Origin of the sequence: Novosphingobium terrae (assembly GCF_017163935.1) — a bacterium.
GTDB classification, from domain to species: domain Bacteria; phylum Pseudomonadota; class Alphaproteobacteria; order Sphingomonadales; family Sphingomonadaceae; genus Novosphingobium; species Novosphingobium terrae.
This window is the reverse complement of the sequence record NZ_JABVZR010000001.1, coordinates 961,229-980,054: the sequence shown is the minus strand read 5'-3', so window position 1 is coordinate 980,054 and position 18,826 is coordinate 961,229. Positions and strand designations below refer to the sequence as shown.

The 18,826-nt window shown below is 65.2% G+C and carries 14 protein-coding genes; 7 read left to right on the top strand and 7 right to left on the bottom strand.

What is annotated here, in order from left to right; genetic code table 11:
* Positions 1-212 precede the first annotated feature (212 nt).
* Positions 213-2,063 (bottom strand): dihydroxy-acid dehydratase, encoded by a 1,851-nt coding sequence (gene ilvD, locus HGK27_RS04625; RefSeq protein ID WP_206239094.1) that lies wholly within the window; start codon positions 2,061-2,063, stop codon positions 213-215.
* Positions 2,064-2,218: 155 nt separating this feature from the next.
* Entirely contained in the window at positions 2,219-3,103 is an 885-nt protein-coding gene (locus HGK27_RS04620) for a LysR family transcriptional regulator (protein WP_206239093.1), read from the bottom strand.
* A gap of 143 nt (positions 3,104-3,246) precedes the next feature.
* Here HGK27_RS04620 and HGK27_RS04615 point away from each other — a divergent pair, with 143 nt between their 5' ends.
* The 6 genes from HGK27_RS04615 (at position 3,247) to HGK27_RS04590 (ending at position 9,185) form a co-directional block, all read left to right on the top strand.
* Positions 3,247-4,020 carry a DODA-type extradiol aromatic ring-opening family dioxygenase gene (locus HGK27_RS04615; RefSeq protein WP_206239091.1) on the top strand — a complete coding sequence of 258 codons (774 nt, stop codon included), beginning with the start codon at positions 3,247-3,249 and terminating at the stop codon, positions 4,018-4,020.
* Positions 4,021-4,056: 36 nt separating this feature from the next.
* A complete protein-coding gene (locus HGK27_RS04610) occupies positions 4,057-4,650 on the top strand; it encodes an FMN-dependent NADH-azoreductase (protein WP_206239090.1) in 594 nt (197 codons plus the stop codon).
* A 93-nt stretch (positions 4,651-4,743) separates the two neighbouring features.
* The gene (locus HGK27_RS04605; protein ID WP_206239088.1) at positions 4,744-5,364 is read left to right on the top strand and encodes a YceI family protein; all 621 of its coding nucleotides are present in this window, start codon (positions 4,744-4,746) and stop codon (positions 5,362-5,364) included.
* Positions 5,365-5,476: 112 nt separating this feature from the next.
* A complete protein-coding gene (locus HGK27_RS04600) occupies positions 5,477-6,544 on the top strand; it encodes an oxidoreductase (RefSeq protein WP_206239086.1) in 1,068 nt (355 codons plus the stop codon).
* A 173-nt stretch (positions 6,545-6,717) separates the two neighbouring features.
* Entirely contained in the window at positions 6,718-8,244 is a 1,527-nt protein-coding gene (locus HGK27_RS04595) for an ATP-binding response regulator (RefSeq protein ID WP_241126849.1), read from the top strand.
* A complete protein-coding gene (locus HGK27_RS04590) occupies positions 8,241-9,185 on the top strand; it encodes a response regulator transcription factor (RefSeq protein ID WP_206239084.1) in 945 nt (314 codons plus the stop codon). The genes HGK27_RS04595 and HGK27_RS04590 overlap by 4 nt, the downstream gene beginning before the upstream one ends.
* Before the next feature lie 257 nt (positions 9,186-9,442).
* Here the strand turns inward: HGK27_RS04590 and HGK27_RS04585 are convergent, their stop codons facing one another.
* Entirely contained in the window at positions 9,443-11,341 is a 1,899-nt protein-coding gene (locus HGK27_RS04585; RefSeq protein ID WP_407674588.1) for a CocE/NonD family hydrolase, read from the bottom strand.
* A 183-nt stretch (positions 11,342-11,524) separates the two neighbouring features.
* On the opposite strand from HGK27_RS04585, the gene HGK27_RS04580 reads away from it, so the two are divergent.
* Complete coding sequence (locus HGK27_RS04580; protein ID WP_206239083.1) at positions 11,525-12,502, top strand: quinone oxidoreductase family protein; 978 nt, start codon at positions 11,525-11,527, stop codon at positions 12,500-12,502.
* Between the two features lie 296 nt (positions 12,503-12,798).
* Here HGK27_RS04580 and HGK27_RS04575 read toward each other — a convergent pair whose 3' ends face one another.
* The 4 genes from HGK27_RS04575 to HGK27_RS04560 form a co-directional block, all read right to left on the bottom strand.
* Positions 12,799-13,428, bottom strand: a complete 630-nt coding sequence (locus HGK27_RS04575; protein WP_206239081.1) for a LysE family translocator — start codon at positions 13,426-13,428, stop codon at positions 12,799-12,801.
* Between the two features lie 50 nt (positions 13,429-13,478).
* A complete protein-coding gene (locus HGK27_RS04570; RefSeq protein ID WP_206239080.1) occupies positions 13,479-13,973 on the bottom strand; it encodes a DUF4337 family protein in 495 nt (164 codons plus the stop codon).
* A gap of 74 nt (positions 13,974-14,047) precedes the next feature.
* Positions 14,048-15,424: a class II 3-deoxy-7-phosphoheptulonate synthase gene (locus tag HGK27_RS04565; RefSeq protein ID WP_206239078.1), complete on the bottom strand. Its 1,377-nt coding sequence runs from the start codon at positions 15,422-15,424 to the stop codon at positions 14,048-14,050.
* A 207-nt stretch (positions 15,425-15,631) separates the two neighbouring features.
* A complete protein-coding gene (locus tag HGK27_RS04560; protein ID WP_206239076.1) occupies positions 15,632-18,625 on the bottom strand; it encodes a M16 family metallopeptidase in 2,994 nt (997 codons plus the stop codon).
* Positions 18,626-18,826: the final 201 nt, after the last annotated feature.

Sequence of the window (18,826 nt, the reverse complement as noted above, 5' to 3'; positions counted from 1 at the left end):
TGTCTACGTGGTGCGCAACCTATCGGTCAGGCACGGCTTCATAGCGGCGCAGGCATAAAATCGCAGGCACGGCCTATGGAAGGATTGCCTGCCTGCGGCGCCTTGCGTCACGCAGGTGGAGAGCCGGGGCGCACCAATCGGATGCCACTGCCGTTTCGTCGGGAGACGTAATGGGGGTGCAGGGGGCGTAACGCCCCCTGCTTTAACCCTTCTTACTTTTCAATCTGCGTCACATCCCGCACCGCACCCTTGGCGGCATTGGTCGTCATCGCGGCGTAAGCGCGCAGGGCCAGAGACACCTCACGCTTGCGGCCCACCGGCTTCCACGCCTTGGCGCCGCGCGCTTCCATCTCGGCGCGACGCTCGGCCAGCACGCTGTCGGGCAGGTCGAGGGTGATGCCACGGTTGGGGATGTCGATGATGATCGGATCGCCCGTCGCCACCAGAGCGATCAACCCGCCCTCGGCGGCTTCCGGCGAAACGTGGCCAATGGAAAGCCCCGAGGAACCACCCGAGAAGCGCCCGTCGGTGATGAGGGCGCAGGCCTTGCCCAACCCCTTGGACTTCAGATAGCTGGTGGGGTAGAGCATTTCCTGCATGCCCGGCCCGCCCTTGGGGCCTTCGTAGCGGATCACCACCACTTCGCCCGCCTTCACCTCGCCGCCAAGGATGCCGACAACAGCAGCGTCCTGGCTTTCGAAGACATGGGCCGTACCCTTGAAGGTGAGGATCGATTCATCCACGCCCGCCGTCTTCACGATGCAGCCTTCGGGGGCGAGATTGCCGAACAGCACGGCCAGACCGCCATCCTTGGAGAAGGCGTTTTCGGCGCTGCGGATCACGCCCTTCTCGCGGTCGATGTCCAGTTCCTTCCAGCGCTGCGACTGGCTGAAGGCCACCTGCGTGGGCACGCCGCCGGGCGCCGCGCGGAAGAATTCGGCAACGCTTTCGGCATTGCTGCGGCTGACGTCCCAGCGGTCCAGCCCTTCGGCCAGCGTGCGCGAGTGGATGGTGGGCACGCTGGTGTCGAGCAGACCGGCGCGGTCGAGCTGGCCGAGGATGGCGGGGATGCCACCGGCGCGGTGGACGTCTTCCATATGCACATCGGCCACGGCGGGCGCCACCTTGCACAGCACGGGCACCTTGCGCGAAAGCGCATCGATATCGGCCATGGTGAAGTCCACGCCGCCCTCATAGGCAGCGGCCAGCAGGTGGAGCACCGTGTTGGTCGAACCTCCCATGGCGATGTCGAGGCTCATGGCGTTCTCGAAGGCCGCGCGCGTGGCGATGTTGCGCGGCAGGGCGCTCTCATCGTCCTGCTCGTAGTAACGCTTGCACAGGTCCACGGCGACGCGGCCTGCCTCGCGGAACAGGCGCTCGCGGTCGGCGTGGGTGGCCAGCACCGAGCCATTGCCCGGCAGAGACAGGCCAAGCGCCTCGGTCAGGCAGTTCATCGAATTGGCGGTGAACATGCCGCTGCACGAACCGCAGGTGGGGCAAGCGGCCTTTTCGATCTCGGCCACTTCCTCATCGGTGTAGCTGTCGTCGGCGGCGACCACCATGGCGTCGACCAGATCCAGCGCGCGCTCCTTGCCGCGGATCGTCACCTTGCCCGCTTCCATCGGGCCGCCCGAGACGAAGACCACCGGAATGTTGAGGCGCATCGCGGCCATCAGCATGCCGGGCGTGATCTTGTCGCAGTTGGAGATGCAGACGATGGCGTCGGCGCAGTGCCCGTTGACCATATATTCCACGCTGTCGGCGATCAGGTCGCGGCTGGGCAGCGAATAGAGCATACCGCCATGGCCCATGGCGATGCCGTCATCGATGGCGATGGTGTTGAATTCCTTGGCGACGCCGCCCGCCGCCTCGATCTCGCGCGCGACAAGCTGGCCGAGGTCTTTCAGATGAACATGGCCCGGCACGAATTGCGTGAAGCTGTTGGCCACCGCGATGATCGGCTTGCCGAAATCCTCATCCTTCATGCCCGTCGCGCGCCACAGGCCACGTGCGCCCGCCATATTGCGGCCATGGGTGGAGGTGCGTGAACGATAATGAGGCATGGGATATCGACTCGTCTGGCTGAACGGATGGTTCGGTGGGTTTGAGCGCGCGCCTTTACCAGCATAGCACGACGGGGGGAACCGCCTGCATGCAGGGCAAATGGCCAATGCGCGAAATCTTGTTACTTCATGGAAACGATAAAAGCAACATTCAATCAATCATCCGGTGCCAGCAGATGCACTTGTGCCGCAAACTCCGCATCGAGCGCATCGATCACGGCGCGGATGCGGGGCATATGGCGCAGGTCCGGGTGAACCCCCAGCCACACCTCACGCGGGGGCGGACCGCCCGCCTCTTTCAGCTTTTCCAGCCCCGGCAGACCATCGCCCAGATAGCAGGGCAGGCAGGCCAGCCCGAGCCCGGCCGCCGCCGCGCCGCCCTGAGTCTCGCGGCTGTTGCTGCGCATGGCGACACGCGCATGAGGCACCATCTGCGCCAGCCAGCGGGCCTCGGGCATATGGGCCTGATCCTCCAGCAGGGTGATGACCGAATGGTCCGGCGAGGACAGATCGCGCCCATGCTGCGCCAGATAGGGCCCGCTGGCATAGAGCGCGCCCGATGCCCGCCCCATGCGCCGCGCCACCAGCTCGCGCCCCTCGAAGGGCACCATGCGGATCGCCAGATCGGCCTCGCGCCGCGACAAGGACAGCGAACGGATATCGGCCAGCACATCCACGCTGATGCCGGGATAGCGCGCCTGCAGCCGGGTGATCGTGCCGGGCATCAGGCGGCTGGCCATGATGTCCACCGTGGTCACCCGCACCACGCCCGAAAGCGCCACATCGCGCCCCTGCACCATGCGTTCCACGGCGATGGCCTCGGCCTCCATGCGCTCGGCATTGCCCAGCACGGCCTCGCCCAGACCGGTGAGTTCGTAACCCGCCGGGGTCTTTTGCAGCAGGCGGGCGCCCGCGCGCTGCTCCAGCGCGGAGAGGCGGCGGCTCATCGTCGATTGCCTCACCCCCAGCGAGCGCGCCGCGCCCGACAAGGTACGCATGCGGGCAATGGCCAAAAAGCTGCGAACGTCTTCCCAATCCATCACACTATCCGTTTTCGCATAATCAGAATGCCGCTTTAGCGAATAGGCATGCAAAGATCATTACCCTATTTCACCTCTCAAGGCGGCGCGCCCCTCCCCCCATCCCCCCAGCGCGCCGCCACCCCTTTTCGCCGGAGCCTGTCATGCAGCCCACACTGTTCCTCTCTCACGGCTCGCCGATGATGCCCTTCGAGGACATTCCGGCGCGCAGCTTCATCGCCTCGCTGGGCCAGACGCTTGAGCGCCCCAGGGCCATCCTGCTGGTTTCGGCCCATTGGGACAATGACGTGCCCACGCTGAGCGCCGCAGACAATCTGGACACGATCCATGATTTCTACGGCTTCCCCCAGCAGCTTTACGCCCTGAGCTACCCCGCCCATGGCGATCCGGAGCTGGCCGAAAGCATCGCCGACACGCTGGGCGATGCGGGCCTGCGCGCTCACACCGATGCGGCGCGCGGCCTCGACCACGGCGCCTGGATCCCGCTGATGCTGATGTATCCGCAGGCCGATATTCCGGTGATCCAGCTCTCGATCCAGAGCGCGCTGGGGCCGGGCCATCACCTGCAACTGGGCCGGGCGCTGGCAAATCTGCGCGAACAGAACATTCTGGTGATCGCCAGCGGCGGTTTCACGCATAATCTGCGCAGTCTCGACCGGCGCGGCGGCAATGACGAGCCTGCATGGGCCACTGAATTTGCCGACTGGATGCACAATGCGCTGATGGCGGGTCGCACCTGCGATCTGGTGTCCTATCGCCGCCTTGCCCCGCATGCCGCCATGGCCCATCCCACCGACGAGCATCTGCTGCCGCTCTTTGTGGCACTGGGCGCCGCCGGGCCTGACGCCAAACCGCAACGCCTGCATGTCAGCACCACGCTGGGTGCGCTGCGGCTCGACGCTTACGCTTTCAACTGAAACCTTCCCTCCCCCTATTCCCACAGGAGCCTTCCCATGAGCAAAATTCTTGTGATCCGTTCGTCCGCCAATGGTGCCAATTCGGTCAGCAACAAGCTGATCGACGCCTATCTGGCCGCTCTGCCCGCCGGTTCGACCGTGGTCGAGCGTGACCTCGACAAGCACCCCGTGCCCCACGTCACCCATCAGAGCCTCGCCGGCATCGGCCGTCAGGCCCCCGAGGGCGGCGCCTTCGCCGAGGCCCGCGCGCTTCAGGACGAGATCATCGGTGAAGTCTTCGACGCCGACGTGCTGCTGATCGGCCTGCCGCTCTACAACTTCGGCATGCCCTCGACGCTGAAGGCCTGGTTCGATTACGTGGGCCGCGCCGGCACCACCTTCCAGTACACCGCCGAGGGCCCCGAGGGTCTGGTCAAGGGCAAGAAGGCGATCATCGCTCACGCCCGCGCCGGCAAGTATGACGATGCCAGCGGCTTCCCCTTCGCCGTGCCGCATCTCAAGTCGCTGCTGAGCTTCGTCGGCGTGAACGATGTGGACGTGGTCACCGCCGAGGGCATGGCCTTCGGTCCCGAGGTTGCCGAGGCAGCCGTGAGCGAAGCCACCGCAACCATCGCCGCCTTCGCCCGTTAATCTTACCAGGCGGGGCTCTGTCTTCCCCTTCGGGGCCCCGCCACCCCACACCCCTCCCCCACATCTGCTGTTCGTCCCTTGAAAGGCCTTCCCATGCGCCCGATCCATGCCCTGTTGCTTGCCGCCGCCGCTCTGTCTGCCACCCCTGCCGCCCTTCAGGCTCAGGGTCCCGTCGCCAACCCCAACCCGGCCGCCGTTCAGGCCGGCACCTATGGCGTTGAGCCGGCCCACACCCGCGTGCAGTTCACCGTCAGCCACATGGGTTTCACCGAGTGGTATGGCGATTTCACCGGCGCCTCGGGCCAGCTGACCATCGACCCCAAGAGCCCCGCCGCCGCCAAGGTGGACATCACCATCCCCACCGCCAGCGTCGTCACCACCAACGCCAAGCTGGATGAGGAGCTGCGCTCCGACCAGTGGTTCGATGCCGCCAAGTACCCCGAAATCCACTTCACCTCGACCAAGGTGACCCCCACCGGCGCCCGCACCGCCCTCATCACCGGCAATCTGACCTTCCACGGCGTGACCAGGCCTGTCGTGCTGAAGACCAGCTTCAACGCCAGCGGTGTGAACCCGCTCGACAAGGGCACCACCGTGGGCTTCAACGCCACCACCGCAATCAAGCGCAGCGACTTCGGCGTGAAGACCTATGTGCCGCTGATCGGCGATGACGTCGAACTGCGCATCAGCGCCGCCTTCGAGCGCAAGAACTGATCACAAGCCGTTTCGCTCTGGCGAATACGTAACGAGCCCCCGGCGCCTGCGTCGGGGGCTTTGCTGTATCCCGGCGGGCTCCTAGAAGGCGGCAACCAAGGAGAACCCGGCCATGAACAGCACCGCCCCCATCCGCAGGCCCATCCGCACCGGCATCATCGGCTTCGGTCTGGCGGGACGGGTCTTTCATGCCGGACTGATCCGCGCGGTGCCGGCGCTGCAGCTGACCGCCATCGCCACCTCGCGCAAGGAAGAGGTGGCCGCGCTCGATCCCGCGATCCGTGCCGTGGCCGATCCGCAAGCGCTGATCGCCGACCCCGGGATCGATCTGGTGGTGATCGCCTCGCCCACCGGCACCCATGCCGAACTGGCCCGCGCCGCCCTGCTGGCAGGCAAGCATGTGGTGGTGGACAAGCCCTTCACCCTGACCCTGGCCGAAGCCCGCGCTCTGGCCGATCTGGCGCGCGAGACGCAGCTCACCCTCACCGTCTTCCACAACCGCCGCTGGGACAGCTGCTTCCTCACCGTGCGTCAGGCCATCGAGGATGGCGTGATCGGGCGCGTCACCCGCCTGTGGTCCTGCTTCAACCGCTTCCGCCCGCAGGTGCGTGACCGCTGGCGTGAGGATGGTTCGCCGGGCTCGGGGCTGCTTTATGATCTGGCGCCGCATCTGGTCGATCAGGCGCTGGTGCTGTTTGGCAAGCCCGAGGTCGTCAGCGCCGACATCGCCATCCTGCGCGAAGGCGGCGCGGCGGATGATGAGGTGGCCATCACCCTGCGTTACCCCGGCCTGCGCGTGCAGCTGGGCGCCAGCATGAACACGCCGGACGCCGGTGGCGGCGGCGCGCCCCGCTTTGCCGTGGATGGCACGCAAGGCCGACTGGTGAAGCGCCTGCTCGACGGTCAGGAAAATCAGCTGGTGTCCGGCATGCACCCCGGCGATTCTGGCTGGGGCGAGGATGCCGATCCTTTGGTGGTCCATGATGCGCAAGGGGTTGCCTCCACCCGCCCGGCGATCACCGGTCGGCAGGAAACCTTCTATGCGCAGCTGGCCGCCTTCCTTCAGGGCACTGCGCCCATCCCGGTCACGCCGGAGGAGGCTGTGGCGGTGCAGGAGGTGATCGAGGCCGCGCAAACCTCCGCGCGTGAGGGCCGCGTGGTCGCCCTGCCGCTGCCCTGAGAAAGCAAAACATCACAAAAAGCGAGGAATCTTGCGTCAATTACCCCAGAGACGACAGGATGACTCGCTTTTTCAAGATATTTCAGGCAATCCCTTGCCTCGCCGCTTTCGCTGTGGAGACACCGCAGCCTTGACGCCTCCCCTCACCCCGCCCGCAAGGCGAGGAGTTTATCGTGCATTCCGACGCGCATTCCGATCCCAAGGCCGACCAGACAACCCTGGATGACAGCGCCACCCTGCGCGCCCGCATCGCGCAGCTTGAAGCGCAGGCCGAGCAGCATGCGGCAGACCTCGAAGCGATGTCCCGCGCCCGCGAAACCGCAGAGGCCGCCAGCGCCGCCAAGAGCCGCTATCTCGCCAGTGTCAGCCACGAAATCCGCTCACCGCTCAATTCGATCTATGGCTATGCGCAATTGCTGGAGCGCGGCCACCATATCGCCCCCGCCGAAGCCGCGCGCATCATCCGCCGCAGCGCCGAGCATCTCACCAATCTGGTCGAAGGCCTGCTGGACATCAGCCATGTCGAAAGCGGGGTGCTGCGCATCTCCAACGATACGGTGCGGATCGCCCCCTTCCTTGACCAGATCGCCAATATGTTTCGCCCGCAGGCTTCGGCGCGCGGGATCGAGTTCATCTATGACAGTCAGGGCACGCTGCCCGAATTCGTGCGCACCGATCAGAAGCGCCTGCGCCAGATCCTGATCAACCTGCTCTCCAATGCGGTGAAATTCACCCGCGCCGGCCATGTCGCCTTCAAGGTGCATTTCCGCGCCTCGCTCGTCACGATCTCCATCGAGGACAGCGGCATCGGCATCGCGCCCGAAGACCGCGAGCGCATCTTCGCCCCCTTCGAACGCGGCAACCAGCCCGAGGTCAATGCCCAGCGCGGCATCGGTCTGGGTCTGGCGATCACGCAGGCGCTGGTGCGCATCATGGGCGGCGATCTGGCGATGGAATCGGTGCAGGGCAAAGGCACCACCTTCACCCTGCGCCTGATGCTGGGTCAGGTGAATGTGCCGACGCAGGAGGGCCCGCGCACCGAGACCATCACCGGTTACGAAGGCCGCGCGCGCTCGATCCTGTGCATCGATGATGATGCCAACCAGCTGGCCCTGCTGCGCGGCCTTCTGGGCCCGCTGGGCTTCGTGATCCATTCCGCACTGGACGGCACATCCGGTCTGGCGCTGGCCGATATCTACCGCCCCGAACTGGTGCTGCTGGACATCACCATGCCCGGCCTGACGGGATGGGAGGTCGCCCGCCGGTTGCGTGAGAAATTCGGCGCCGATATCCGCATCGTCATGGTCTCGGCCGACGCGCATGAGTTCCAGCGTGCGGGCGCGGGCTTTGTCGCCCATGACCAGTTCCTGCTGAAACCCATCGAACTCAACGCGCTGGTCGATGCGGTGGGCGGCCTGCTGCGCCTGCGCTGGCAGGGCCCCAATGTGGAGCCTGCCGAACCTCCCGCTCCCACGCCCGACAGCATCAGCCTACCCGCCGAGGCCAGCCCGCTGCTCGCCCAGCTGGAGCGCGACATCCGCATCGGCCACCTGCGCGCGGTCGAAAAGTCAATACGCGACTTGTCCGAGCAATTTCCGCAGTCCGCCCCTATCATCCCACGATTGCACGCCTGCCTCGACCGGGTCGATCTTTCGGGGCTGGCCGCAGCCGTCAGACAGGCACAACAGGGCACCACATGAACACAGCTGCTTCCGCTTCTGCCGCCACCGCCAATCCCGCCGATGTGGATACGGTTCTGGTCGTCGACGATACACCTGAATCGCTTCGCTTTCTGGCCGATACGCTGGAGGCCGAGGGCATGCGCGTCCTCATCGCCACCAGCGGCGAGGCGGCGATTGCCCTGCTCGATCACGTCACGCCGGACCTGATCCTGATGGACGCCATCATGCCCGGCATGGGCGGCTTCGAAGCGACTCGCCTGATCAAGCGCGCGCCGCGCACCACCCATATCCCCATCGTCTTCATGACCGGCCTGACCGAGAGCGAGCATGTTCTTGCCGCGCTGGAGGCGGGCGGCGTGGACTATGTGCGCAAGCCGCTGATCGTCAACGAGCTGGTCGCCCGCGTGCGCGTGCATATGGCCAATGCGCGCAAGGCGGTCGGATCGCAGGCGGCGCTGGATGCTTCGGGCCGCCATCTGATCTCCGTCGCCCGTGACGAGACCATGGTGTGGTGGACGCCTCAGGCGGGTGAGCTGATCGCCCAGTCCATCCCCGAATGGAACCGCACCCCCGGACCTTCACCGCTTGCTTTGCGCCCTGCCCTGCTGCGCGTGCTGCAGAGCGAGGAAAGCGGCACCTCCGCCCGTGTGGAAGTCGGCGGCGCCACGCTGGAACTGGTGATGGTGGCCAAGCTGCGCGGTGAGGAAACCCTCATCCGCGTCAATGACGTCAACCCCGCCGCCACCATCGCCCGCCTGCAAAGCCGCCATGCGCTGACCACGCGTGAGGCCGAGGTTTTGTTGTGGGTCAGCTATGGCAAGCCCAACCGGGTGATCTCGGACATTCTGGCGATTTCGCCGCGCACGGTGAACAAGCATCTGGAGCAGATTTTCGAGAAGCTTGGCGTGGAGACGCGGGCTGCTGCTGCTGCCTTGGCGGTGCGGAGTATGGAAGGGTAAAGTCGGAAGTGGGTTATGCCTCCGGCGGGCAAAGGGCCATCGCCCTTTGCAATCCCTTTATTGTCAGCCTTGCGCCACAGGTTCAGCTTTGCGCTTAAATCAAAGCGCCGCAGGCTTTAAAATCTCCGGCGCTGCGCCATCGATTTCCTGCCTGCGGCGCTATGAACTCGTGCCTGACCGATAGGACTGGTCACAAGGTAGACATTCATGGGAGCGCGAGGGGGTAACCCCCTCGCACTTATCCTTTCTTCAAAACCTTACTTCACCACCGGCAACCACACGGCACTGGCATCCTTGCCACCCCAGTGGATCGTCTCGGTGGCCTTCACGTAATCCTCTGCCTTGGCGTCCATGATCGAGGGGACCCAGCTCTGCGGATTGCGGTCATACACCGGGAACAGCGATGACTGCACCTGCACCATGATCCGGTGGCCCGGCAGGAAGACGTGGTCCACCGTGGGCAGCAGCCATTGGAAGGCATAGGTCTTGCCCGGCACCAGCGGCGCGGGCGTGGCGTAGCCATGGACGTAGCGGCCACGGAAGATCTCGATCCCCACGCCCAATTCGTAGCCCGCCATCACCGGGTTGGCGGTGTTCTGGCCGGGATAGACGTCGATCAGCTTGACCACATAGTCGCTGTCCTTGCCGCTGGTGGCGGCGCGCAGGTCCACCTTGGGAGCGCCCCGAATATGGACAGGCGCGGAGAGCACGCCGGTCTTGAAGGAGAGCACATCGGTGCGGCCATCGGTGAAGCGCTGATCCTGCACCAGCCAGGTCTTCCATTCATCGCCACCCAGCGAGACGGGGCGCGGCACGCTGGGCACTGGCTTGGCGGGGTCGGAAACGTAGCTTTCCACGCCTTCGCCGACAGGCTTGTCGAAGCTCGCCTCGCCATGGCCGCCCAGATAGAGCGGCGTGGTCGAGGGGCTGAGATCATCCGCCTCTTCCCACCTGTTGGTGCCGGTGGCGTAAGTGATCACGCGGGGCGTGTGGCAGGGCGCCGGGTTGGTCTTCAGGTGGCAGTCGAAGAAGGGCTTCATGTAATTGAGGCGCCATTGCAGCGCGGTGTCGCCCTCGAACTTCAGATTGCCCAGTGAGGAACCCTCGTAATTCACCCCCGAATGGCGCCACGGGCCGACCACGATGCTGACATTGGCGCGCTTGGCCGGATCGGCGGACAGGGCGCGGTACACCGCCGGCGTGCCCCAGGAATCCTCCTGATCCCACTCGCCGACCACCAGCATGGTCGGCACGGTCAGCGGGCGCTTGGCCAGCAGCTTGTCGAGCGCCTGCTCCTGCCAGAACTGGTCATAGGCGGGGTGCTCCAGCATCTTGCGCACGCCGGGCAGCTGATCGACGCCCCATTTGCGCGCCAGATCGCCCGCGCTCCCCGCCGCGAGATAGGTGTCGTATTCGTCTTCCTTGCCGGTGGGCAGGCCGCCCTTGCCGCCCTTCTTCACCGTCTGGCCCAGCACGTAATTGTAGCCAAAGGCGCGGAAGGCGCCATTGTGGAACCAGTCGTCGCCCATCCAGCCATCGACCATCGGCGACTGCGGAATTGCGGCTTTCAGTGCCGGATGCGGATCGATCAGTGCCATCAGCGAGGTGAAGCCCAGATAGGACGAACCCGTAATGCCGACCTTGCCGTTGGAGTTCTTCAGATTCTTCACCAGCCAGTCGATCGTGTCATAGGCATCGGTCGAATGATCGACGGCGGTGGGGTTGAGCGGCCCGCGCAGGGGGCGCGTCATCACATAATCGCCCTCCGAACCATGCAGGCCGCGCACATCCTGATAGACGCGGATATAGCCATCATTGACAAAGGGCGTGTCCACGATGGGCAGCAGCTCCTCGATCTTCTGGCTGCGGTTGCGGCTGGTGGAGGCATCGGCATCGTAAGGCGTGCGCGAGAGGATGATCGGTGCATCCGTCACGCCCTTGCGATAGACGATGAAGGTGTGCAGCTTCACCCCGTCACGCATGGGGATCATCACCTCCTGGCGGACATAATCGGCCTCGGGGCGGACCCAGTCGTAAGAGGCGACCTTGTCGGGCGTCATCGCATCGAGCGGCGCGTCCTTGGCCTGTGCCATGGGCGTGCCAGCCATCATCGTCAGAGCCAGAACCAGCCCCGAAACCCCTGTCATGCTGCGCATCAATTGTCTCCCTGCCCTGTTGGGCCTGCATTACTGACAGGGTTGTTAGCAGCTTTCGCGGGCAGGAAAAGGCATGAGCAACAGGCCATCTCCAATGCCGACCATCGGGCGCTTGTGAAGCCGGGTAAATTCCGCCAATCCATAAGCTCTCCTCTCTCTTCCCGATGAAAGCCCCCCAAGCCCATGAAAGCGCGCCAAGCCTATATCGCCACCCACGGCGGCCCCGAGGTGATCCAGTGGAAGGAGGTCGACCTTCCCGCCCCCGGCCGCGGCGAAGTGCTGATGGAGATCCGCGCGGTGGGCCTGAACTTCATCGACACCTACCACCGCAGCGGCCTCTACGCGCTGCCCCTGCCCGCCGATCTGGGCAGCGAATCCGCAGGCGTCGTGCTGGCCGTGGGTGAAGGCGTGAAGGCGGTCTCCGTGGGTGACCGCGTGGGCCACAGCGGTGGCACGCGCGGGGACTATGCGACCGCGCGCATCGTCCCCGCCACCGAACTCTTCGACCTGCCCGACGATGTGGACTTCACCACCGCCGCCGCCGTGCTGCTGAAAGGCGGCACCACCGAATTCCTCGCCGAGCGCGCTGCAACGCTGATCCCGGGCGACCACGCATTGGTCCATGCCGCAGCAGGCGGCGTGGGCCAGCTTCTGGTGCAATGGCTGACGGCCAAGGGGGTCCATGTCATCGCCACGGCGGGCAGCGAGGCCAAGCTGGCCATCGCCCGCCAATGCGGCGCAGCCCACACCTTCCTCACCGATGACCCCGAGCTCCCCGCCAAGGTCCGCGCCCTGACGGAAGGCGCGGGCGTGCCCGTGGTCTATGACGGCGTGGGCGCGGCGACATGGGAGGTCTCGTTGAAATGCGCCGCGCGGCGTGGGCTGATCGTCAGCTATGGCAATGCCTCGGGCGCCGTGACCGGCGTGGCGCTGGGGCAGTTGACGGCGCATGGCTCGCTGTTCGTCACGCGGCCCACCAAGGGCGACTATTACACCACGCCTGAAGAACGCGCCGCCGGTATGGGCCGGGTGTGGTCGATGCTGCGCAGCGGGCAGGTGAAGTTGACGATCGGGCAGACCTTCCCGCTGGAAGACGTGGCCGAAGCGCATCGGGCTCTGGAAGCACGGGAGACGGTGGGGTCTACGGTTTTGACGGTTTGAAGGGTGGCAAGAAGGGGTATGCGAGGGGCCTGGAGCATTTCTCTTGAGACATGCGACCAACAGAAACGTCCCCTCGCGCTCCCATAACGTCTTCCGACGCAAAGGCAGTGGCGCCCGACTGTTCCGCCTTGCCTCTCCACCTGCACCACCTTGGGCGCCGCAGGCTTTAAAATCACAGCGCTGTGCCTGCCTTTCCTGCATGTGGCGCGGCGACGTTGCTCCAAGGCCGAACCCTTGACGCAACGTAGACATTCATGGGAGCGCGAGGGTGTAACACCCTCGCATTTCTCCTTTTCTTAAGCAGGTTTGCTCTTCAGCAAGATCGCCCCGAACCCGACGAAAACGCCGCCCGTAAAGCGATTAAACAGTCGCTTCATCGAGGGCTTCTCAAGGTGCGTCGCCAGACCGCGACCGCCCAGAGCATAGGTGAAGTACCAGATCACATCGATCGCGCCGAAGGTGGCCAGCAGGATGGCGAACTGCGGCGGCTTGGGCGCGGCGGGGTTGATGAACTGCGGCAGGAAGGCGGCGGCGAACAGCATCGCCTTGGGGTTGGACACCGCGACGGCATAGGCCACGCGCCAGACCTTCCATGGCGACAGCACCGCGACGATCATTTCCTCATGGTGGTCACTGGGCTCAACCGGCGCGCGCCAGGCCTTGATGCCGAGGTAGAAGAGATAGGCCGTGCCCGCATAGCGCAGCACATCGAAAGCGCCGGGCAGCGCCATCAGCAGCGCGGTCAGGCCCACAGCGGAGGCCGCGAGCAGGGTCAGCAACCCGCACAGGCAACCGAACATGGCAGGGAAGGAGCCGCGCAGGCCCAGCTCCACGCTGCGCGAGAGGATGTGCAGCATGTTGGGCCCCGGCGTGGCCGAAACCAGAAACGCCGCGATGAAAAACATGCTCCAGAGATGAAATGTCATGGCCTGCCTCCTGTCAGGGACATGCCCTGCGCGTGGAGCAGGGACAAGTGTTAGAACAGCGTAATGCCCACGCCTGCCAGAGCCGCCAGCACCACGCCCAGCGCAGCCACGACACCGGCGCCATACATAATACGGCGCGACTGACCGGCCATGGCGGCCGCCATCAGCAGGATGGCGAGTTCCAGCGCCACTTCGGCCAGCTCGATCACGCGGGCGCGGGCATGTTCATGCTGGGCCGTGTCGCGCAGCTTTTCGAGATCCTCGGTCAGCCCGCCGATGCCGCGCCCCTGCCCCATCGAGGCTGCCTCACCCATTTCATCGGCACGCACATCGCGGTCCAGGCCGGGCTGGTTGGCATGGGCGAAGAGCACTGACTGGCGCAGCTTCTGGGCTTCCAGAGCGATCTGGGCGTCGCTGGCGGCGATGGTCGCGGCAAGGGCGTTCTGTTGGACATGGCCCAACGTGAAATGCACCAGCAGCAGCGCCAGCGCGATCACGCCGGTCATCAGGGGGCCCATCGGCGCTTGTTCGGAACGGCTCATCATCAACTCCAGCGTGGCAGGAACGCCGTTGGCGCCCCTGCCCGCTTTAATCAAGCCGCTTCGCGCGGGTTTTCAGCTTACGCGGCTTCGCGCGCGGTGCGGTCCTGCGCCTCACGATTCAGCTCTTCCGCGATCAGGAAGGCCAGCTCGATCGACTGCGAACCGTTCAGGCGCGGATCGCAATGCGTGTGGTAACGGTCGGCCAGATCGCCATCGGTGATGTCGATCAACCCGCCGGTGCACTCGGTCACATTCTTGCCGGTCATCTCGATATGGATGCCACCGGCATGCGTGCCCTCGGCGCGGTGGACGGCGAAGAAGCCGCGCACCTCGCCCAGAATCCGCTCGAACGGACGGGTCTTGTAGCCGCTGTCGGCCTTGATGACGTTGCCGTGCATCGGGTCGCAGCTCCACACCACCGGATGGCCCGAGGCCTTCACCGCGCGCACCAGCTTGGGCAGCCCGGCCTCGACCTTGTCATAGCCGTAACGCGCGATCAGCGTGATGCGGCCCGGCTCGCGGCTGGGGTTCAGCTCGTCGAGCAGACGAATCAGCATATCGGGTTCCAGCGAAGGCCCGCACTTCACGCCGATCGGGTTCTTCACGCCCTTCAGGAATTCGACATGGGCCGAATTGTCGAAGCGGGTGCGGTCACCGATCCACAGCATATGCGCCGAGCAATCGAACCAGTCACCGGTCAGCGAATCCTGACGGGTCAGCGCCTGCTCATACTGCAGCAGCAGCGCCTCATGGCTGGTGTAGAAAGCCGTGCCCTGCAGCTGAGGCACCGTCTGCGGATCGACACCGCAAGCGGCCATGAAGTCCAGCGCCTCGCCGATCTTATCGGCGGTCTGGCTGAACTTGTCGCCCCAGGGATTGCGCGAGATATGGTCCAACGTCCACTTGTGAACCTGACGCAGATTCGCGTAACCGCCGCTGGCGAAGGCGCGCAGCAGATTCAGCGTCGCGGCGCTCTGCGTGTAGGCCTTGAGCATCCGCTCGGGATCGTTGCGGCGCGCGGCGGCGTCGAATTCGATGCCGTTGATGATGTCACCCAGATAGCTGGGCAGCTCCACGCCGCCCTGCGTTTCGGTGGGCGCGCTGCGCGGCTTGGCGAACTGGCCGGCCATACGGCCCACCTTCACCACCGGCTGCTTCGAGGCGAAGGTCATCACCACCGCCATCTGCAGCAGCACGCGGAAGCTGTCGCGGATGTTGTCGGCGTGGAATTCCTGGAAGCTTTCGGCGCAATCGCCGCCCTGCAGCAGGAAGCCCTTGCCCGCCGCCACATTGGCCAGCTCGGCCTTCAGCGCGCGGGCCTCGCCCGCAAAGACCAAGGGAGGAAACTTGGCCAGGGTCTCTTCCACCCGGCCGAGTTCCTCGGCGTCAGTATAGACGGGAAGGTGCCGCGCTTCGGCCTGCTTCCAGCTATCGGGGGTCCAGATCCTGCTCACTTTAGTTTGCTCCTTTCGTGGAAGGAGCGCCCATAGCCGTAACAATCGCAAAAATCAAAGCATGCGCAAGCGATCAGCCTGATCGGATTTGCGCATATTTTGCAAGGCGGCCGCTGGGCGACACTTTTTTGCGCAAATCACGCCTTTCAGTAACCATTCGGTACATGAAGCCATAAAGGCCCGATGCACCGAATGACCCAACAGGGCTCAGCGCTTCTTCTTGGCAGCGGCGGCGGCCAGACCGGCAGGCACCTCGGCCTTGTCGCCAATCACGGCCACGCGCAGCGGTGCCTCGGGAGTCAGATATTTGGCGGCCAGTTGCTGGATCGCCTCGGGGCTGACGCCGGTGTAATCCACCAGCAGGGTGCGGATCGCATTGTAGCGCTGCGGGTCCTGCGTGGCGCCCTCGGTCTGCTGCATGAAGAAGGCGGTGCTGGAACCGGCGCGCTGGATCTGCTGGCGCAGCGGTTCAACCACACGCTCCAGCTCATCGGCACTCACCGGCTTGGCGACCAGATCGGCGGCAATCTCGCGCGCGGTGGCGAAGAAGGTGGGCACCACCTCGGGCTGGACGATGGCCGTGGCGGTGATCGTGCCACCATTGGTCAGGTCCAGCGGCCAGTCACTGCTGACCTGCGGGGCATAGCTGGCCCCGGCCTTCTCACGCATGGCCTGCATCATGCGCAGGGCAAAGAGCTGCCCCAGCACATCAAGCTGGCGCGATTCGCGCAGCAGCGTGGTGCCGCCGCTGGTCGGCCAGCTGACGACCGCAGCGGCCTGCCCCGGATCGCCATCATGGCGCAGCACGATCGGCCCGGGCGGCGAGAGCGGCGGCTGCACGCTGGGCGGCAGCGTATCGGCGGGCAGGTTGCCGCGCGTCGGCAGGGCGCCGAAGGTGCGGCGCAGCGCGTCCAGCGCCTTGTCACGGTTGAAATCGCCGAAAATCTGAACCTCGACCGGGCCCTGCTTGAGGATCGGCTCCCACACGGCGCGGAACTGTTCCGGGGTCGCGGCGGAAATCTGTTCGGGCGTGGGGGCGGCGAAACGCGGATCGCCCCCACGTTGCAGCGCCTTGAGATCACGCTCAAGCACACCCTGAGGGCTGGAAGAATAGCTGCTGTACTGCACCTTGGCGGCGGCCTGAGCGCGCTTGAAGGGCGCATGATCCCAACGCGGATCGGCCAGCTTGTCGGCAAAGAGATAGAGCTGGTCGCCCAGATCTTCCGCGCGCGTGTCAGCCGAGAAGAGGAAGAAGCTTTCGTCCGACTTCAGATCGAAGCCCATCTTGCGGCCGGTGGAGATGCGGTCCAGCTCCTCCTGCCCCAGATTGCCCTCGCCCGAGCCGACCAGCGCCATGCCGCCCAGCAGGGCATAGACATCGTTCTTCGCGTCAAAGGCGCGGGCACCGGCGCCGAAGCGCACCTTCACCGTCACCCGGCCCGGATCGTCCTGCGTGGGCCACAGCTGCACCTTCACGCCATTGGCGAAATCGACCTGCTCAATGCCGCGCAAGGGCGTCTGGCTATCAGCCACCTCCTGCTGAGGGGTGCCGATGGGCGGCAGATCCTTGAAGGAAACCGCCTTCTCCGCCAGCCGCGCATGGGAATCAGGCGTGACCTTCTGCATCAGGGCCAGCTTCAGATCGTCGCTGGTGCCATCCTTGGCATCGGGGGTCACGTAAAGCGCGCGGATGGCGCGGCCCTGAAACAGCTTGCGGCCATGCTCCAGAATCGCCTCGGGCGTGAAGAGCGGGATCGACTGCTTGAAGATATCCAGCACCACCTCGGGGCTGGCGACGGTCTCGTGAATGTCGAGCGCCTGCACCAGATCATCGGCCAGACGGCCACCGGGCTGAAGCGCGCGCTGCTGCACCGCGCTTTCGAAAGCCACGTTGATCTCGGCCACCTCGCGGGCGATTTCCTCAGGCGACGGCGGCGTGGCCAGCGCATCGGCGATCACCGCGCGCACATCGCGCAGAGCGGCCTGCCAGTCGCCATCGATCGGCTGGATCGAGACGAAGGTGCCATCCACGCTGCGGCTCTGGTTCTGCTGGTTGACCGAGGCGGTGAGATAGCTTGCCCCGCTGCGCGCACGCGCCTCAAGGCGGCGGTTGATGATGGCCTGCGCCACCTGATCGATCATCAGCCCCTGATTGTAGGTGACGGTGTCCTGCTTCTCATGCCACGGGCGCAGCACACCCATCTGCAAGGCACGCGGCGCGGAAGGCTCCACCAGCACGCGGGCATAGGTGACCGGATTGGACGGATCGCCGCCGATGGGCGCGGCAGGCTCACCGAAATCGGGCGCGGGCGTGTGCTTGCCTTCGGGGTGCCAATCGCCGAACCACTTCTGGATCAACGCGGCCATCAGGCGCGGATCGGCATCGCCAGAGACGATGATCGCGGCATTCTCCGGGCGATACCAACGGTCATGGAAGGCGCGCACGCTGTCCTGATGGGCGGCCTGAAGCGTCGCCGCGCTGCCGATGGTGGCGTGATCGGCCAGCGGCTGGCCATAGGCGATCATCTCGCGCAGCGCGTCGGAGATATGCTCCTGCGTGCCGCCGCGCTCGCGCTTTTCGGCCAGCACGATGGGCACTTCGGTGCGGATATCGCTTTCCGACAGATTCGGCTCGGCCATCATGCCCGAGAGCAGCTTGAAGCTCTCATCCAGCGTCTGGGGCGTGGCGTTGGGCAGGTCGATCTTGAAGACGGTGGCGGTGTTGCTGGTCTCGGCATTGGTGTCGCTGCCAAGGGTGGCGCCAAGGCGCTGCCATGTCGGGATCGCCTCATTCTGGCCGAGATACTTCGACTGGCGGAAGACCAGATGTTCGATCAGATGCGCGTAACCGGCTTCTTCGGGCTTTTCATAAAGACTGCCGACATCCATGCGAATGCGAATGGAAACCTGACCCGGCGGCACCGAATTGGCACGCACGGCCCAGCGCAGCCCGTTTTCCAGCGTGCCGAAGGCCCATTCCTTGTCATGCGGAATGTCGCTGCCCTGATAGAGCCAGGGATCGTCCTGAGGCGGCAGCGGCGGCAGGGCCGAGGGCGGAATGGCCGCAGGGGCTGCGGCAGCGGGCTTGGCAGCCGCCTTCGCCTGAGGCCGGGCGGGCGCCGCCTGAGGCATGGCGACCAGAACGGCCAGCGGAATCAGCAGGAAGAGCGGACGGCGAGCGACGCGGGAGGCACGGTTCATAAACCAATCTATAGGGTCGCCCAGCCTTAAGGGCCAGTGAATAGAAGCAGATGCCCGAGAGGACGTTGAAGGAACAATTTCGGATGGGCCGAAAGTCTATACGCGACGAATCGTGGGGTTTCGTTCATCCTGTGGCCAGAATGGAGTCAGCATAGCTCCAGAACTGCCCCGGATTTGGTGAAGCCAATGTCGCGAACGCCC

What these genes read in the sequence shown, in the direction of transcription:
- ilvD (WP_206239094.1), bottom strand. Translation starts at nt 2,063, where the DNA reads ATGCCTCATTATCGTTCACGCACCTCCACCCATGGCCGCAATATGGCG.
- HGK27_RS04620 (WP_206239093.1), bottom strand. Translation starts at nt 3,103, where the DNA reads ATGGATTGGGAAGACGTTCGCAGCTTTTTGGCCATTGCCCGCATGCGT.
- HGK27_RS04615 (WP_206239091.1), top strand. Translation starts at nt 3,247, where the DNA reads ATGCAGCCCACACTGTTCCTCTCTCACGGCTCGCCGATGATGCCCTTC.
- HGK27_RS04610 (WP_206239090.1), top strand. Translation starts at nt 4,057, where the DNA reads ATGAGCAAAATTCTTGTGATCCGTTCGTCCGCCAATGGTGCCAATTCG.
- HGK27_RS04605 (WP_206239088.1), top strand. Translation starts at nt 4,744, where the DNA reads ATGCGCCCGATCCATGCCCTGTTGCTTGCCGCCGCCGCTCTGTCTGCC.
- HGK27_RS04600 (WP_206239086.1), top strand. Translation starts at nt 5,477, where the DNA reads ATGAACAGCACCGCCCCCATCCGCAGGCCCATCCGCACCGGCATCATC.
- HGK27_RS04590 (WP_206239084.1), top strand. Translation starts at nt 8,241, where the DNA reads ATGAACACAGCTGCTTCCGCTTCTGCCGCCACCGCCAATCCCGCCGAT.
- HGK27_RS04585 (WP_407674588.1), bottom strand. Translation starts at nt 11,341, where the DNA reads ATGCGCAGCATGACAGGGGTTTCGGGGCTGGTTCTGGCTCTGACGATG.
- HGK27_RS04580 (WP_206239083.1), top strand. Translation starts at nt 11,525, where the DNA reads ATGAAAGCGCGCCAAGCCTATATCGCCACCCACGGCGGCCCCGAGGTG.
- HGK27_RS04575 (WP_206239081.1), bottom strand. Translation starts at nt 13,428, where the DNA reads ATGACATTTCATCTCTGGAGCATGTTTTTCATCGCGGCGTTTCTGGTT.
- HGK27_RS04570 (WP_206239080.1), bottom strand. Translation starts at nt 13,973, where the DNA reads ATGATGAGCCGTTCCGAACAAGCGCCGATGGGCCCCCTGATGACCGGC.
- HGK27_RS04560 (WP_206239076.1), bottom strand. Translation starts at nt 18,625, where the DNA reads ATGAACCGTGCCTCCCGCGTCGCTCGCCGTCCGCTCTTCCTGCTGATT.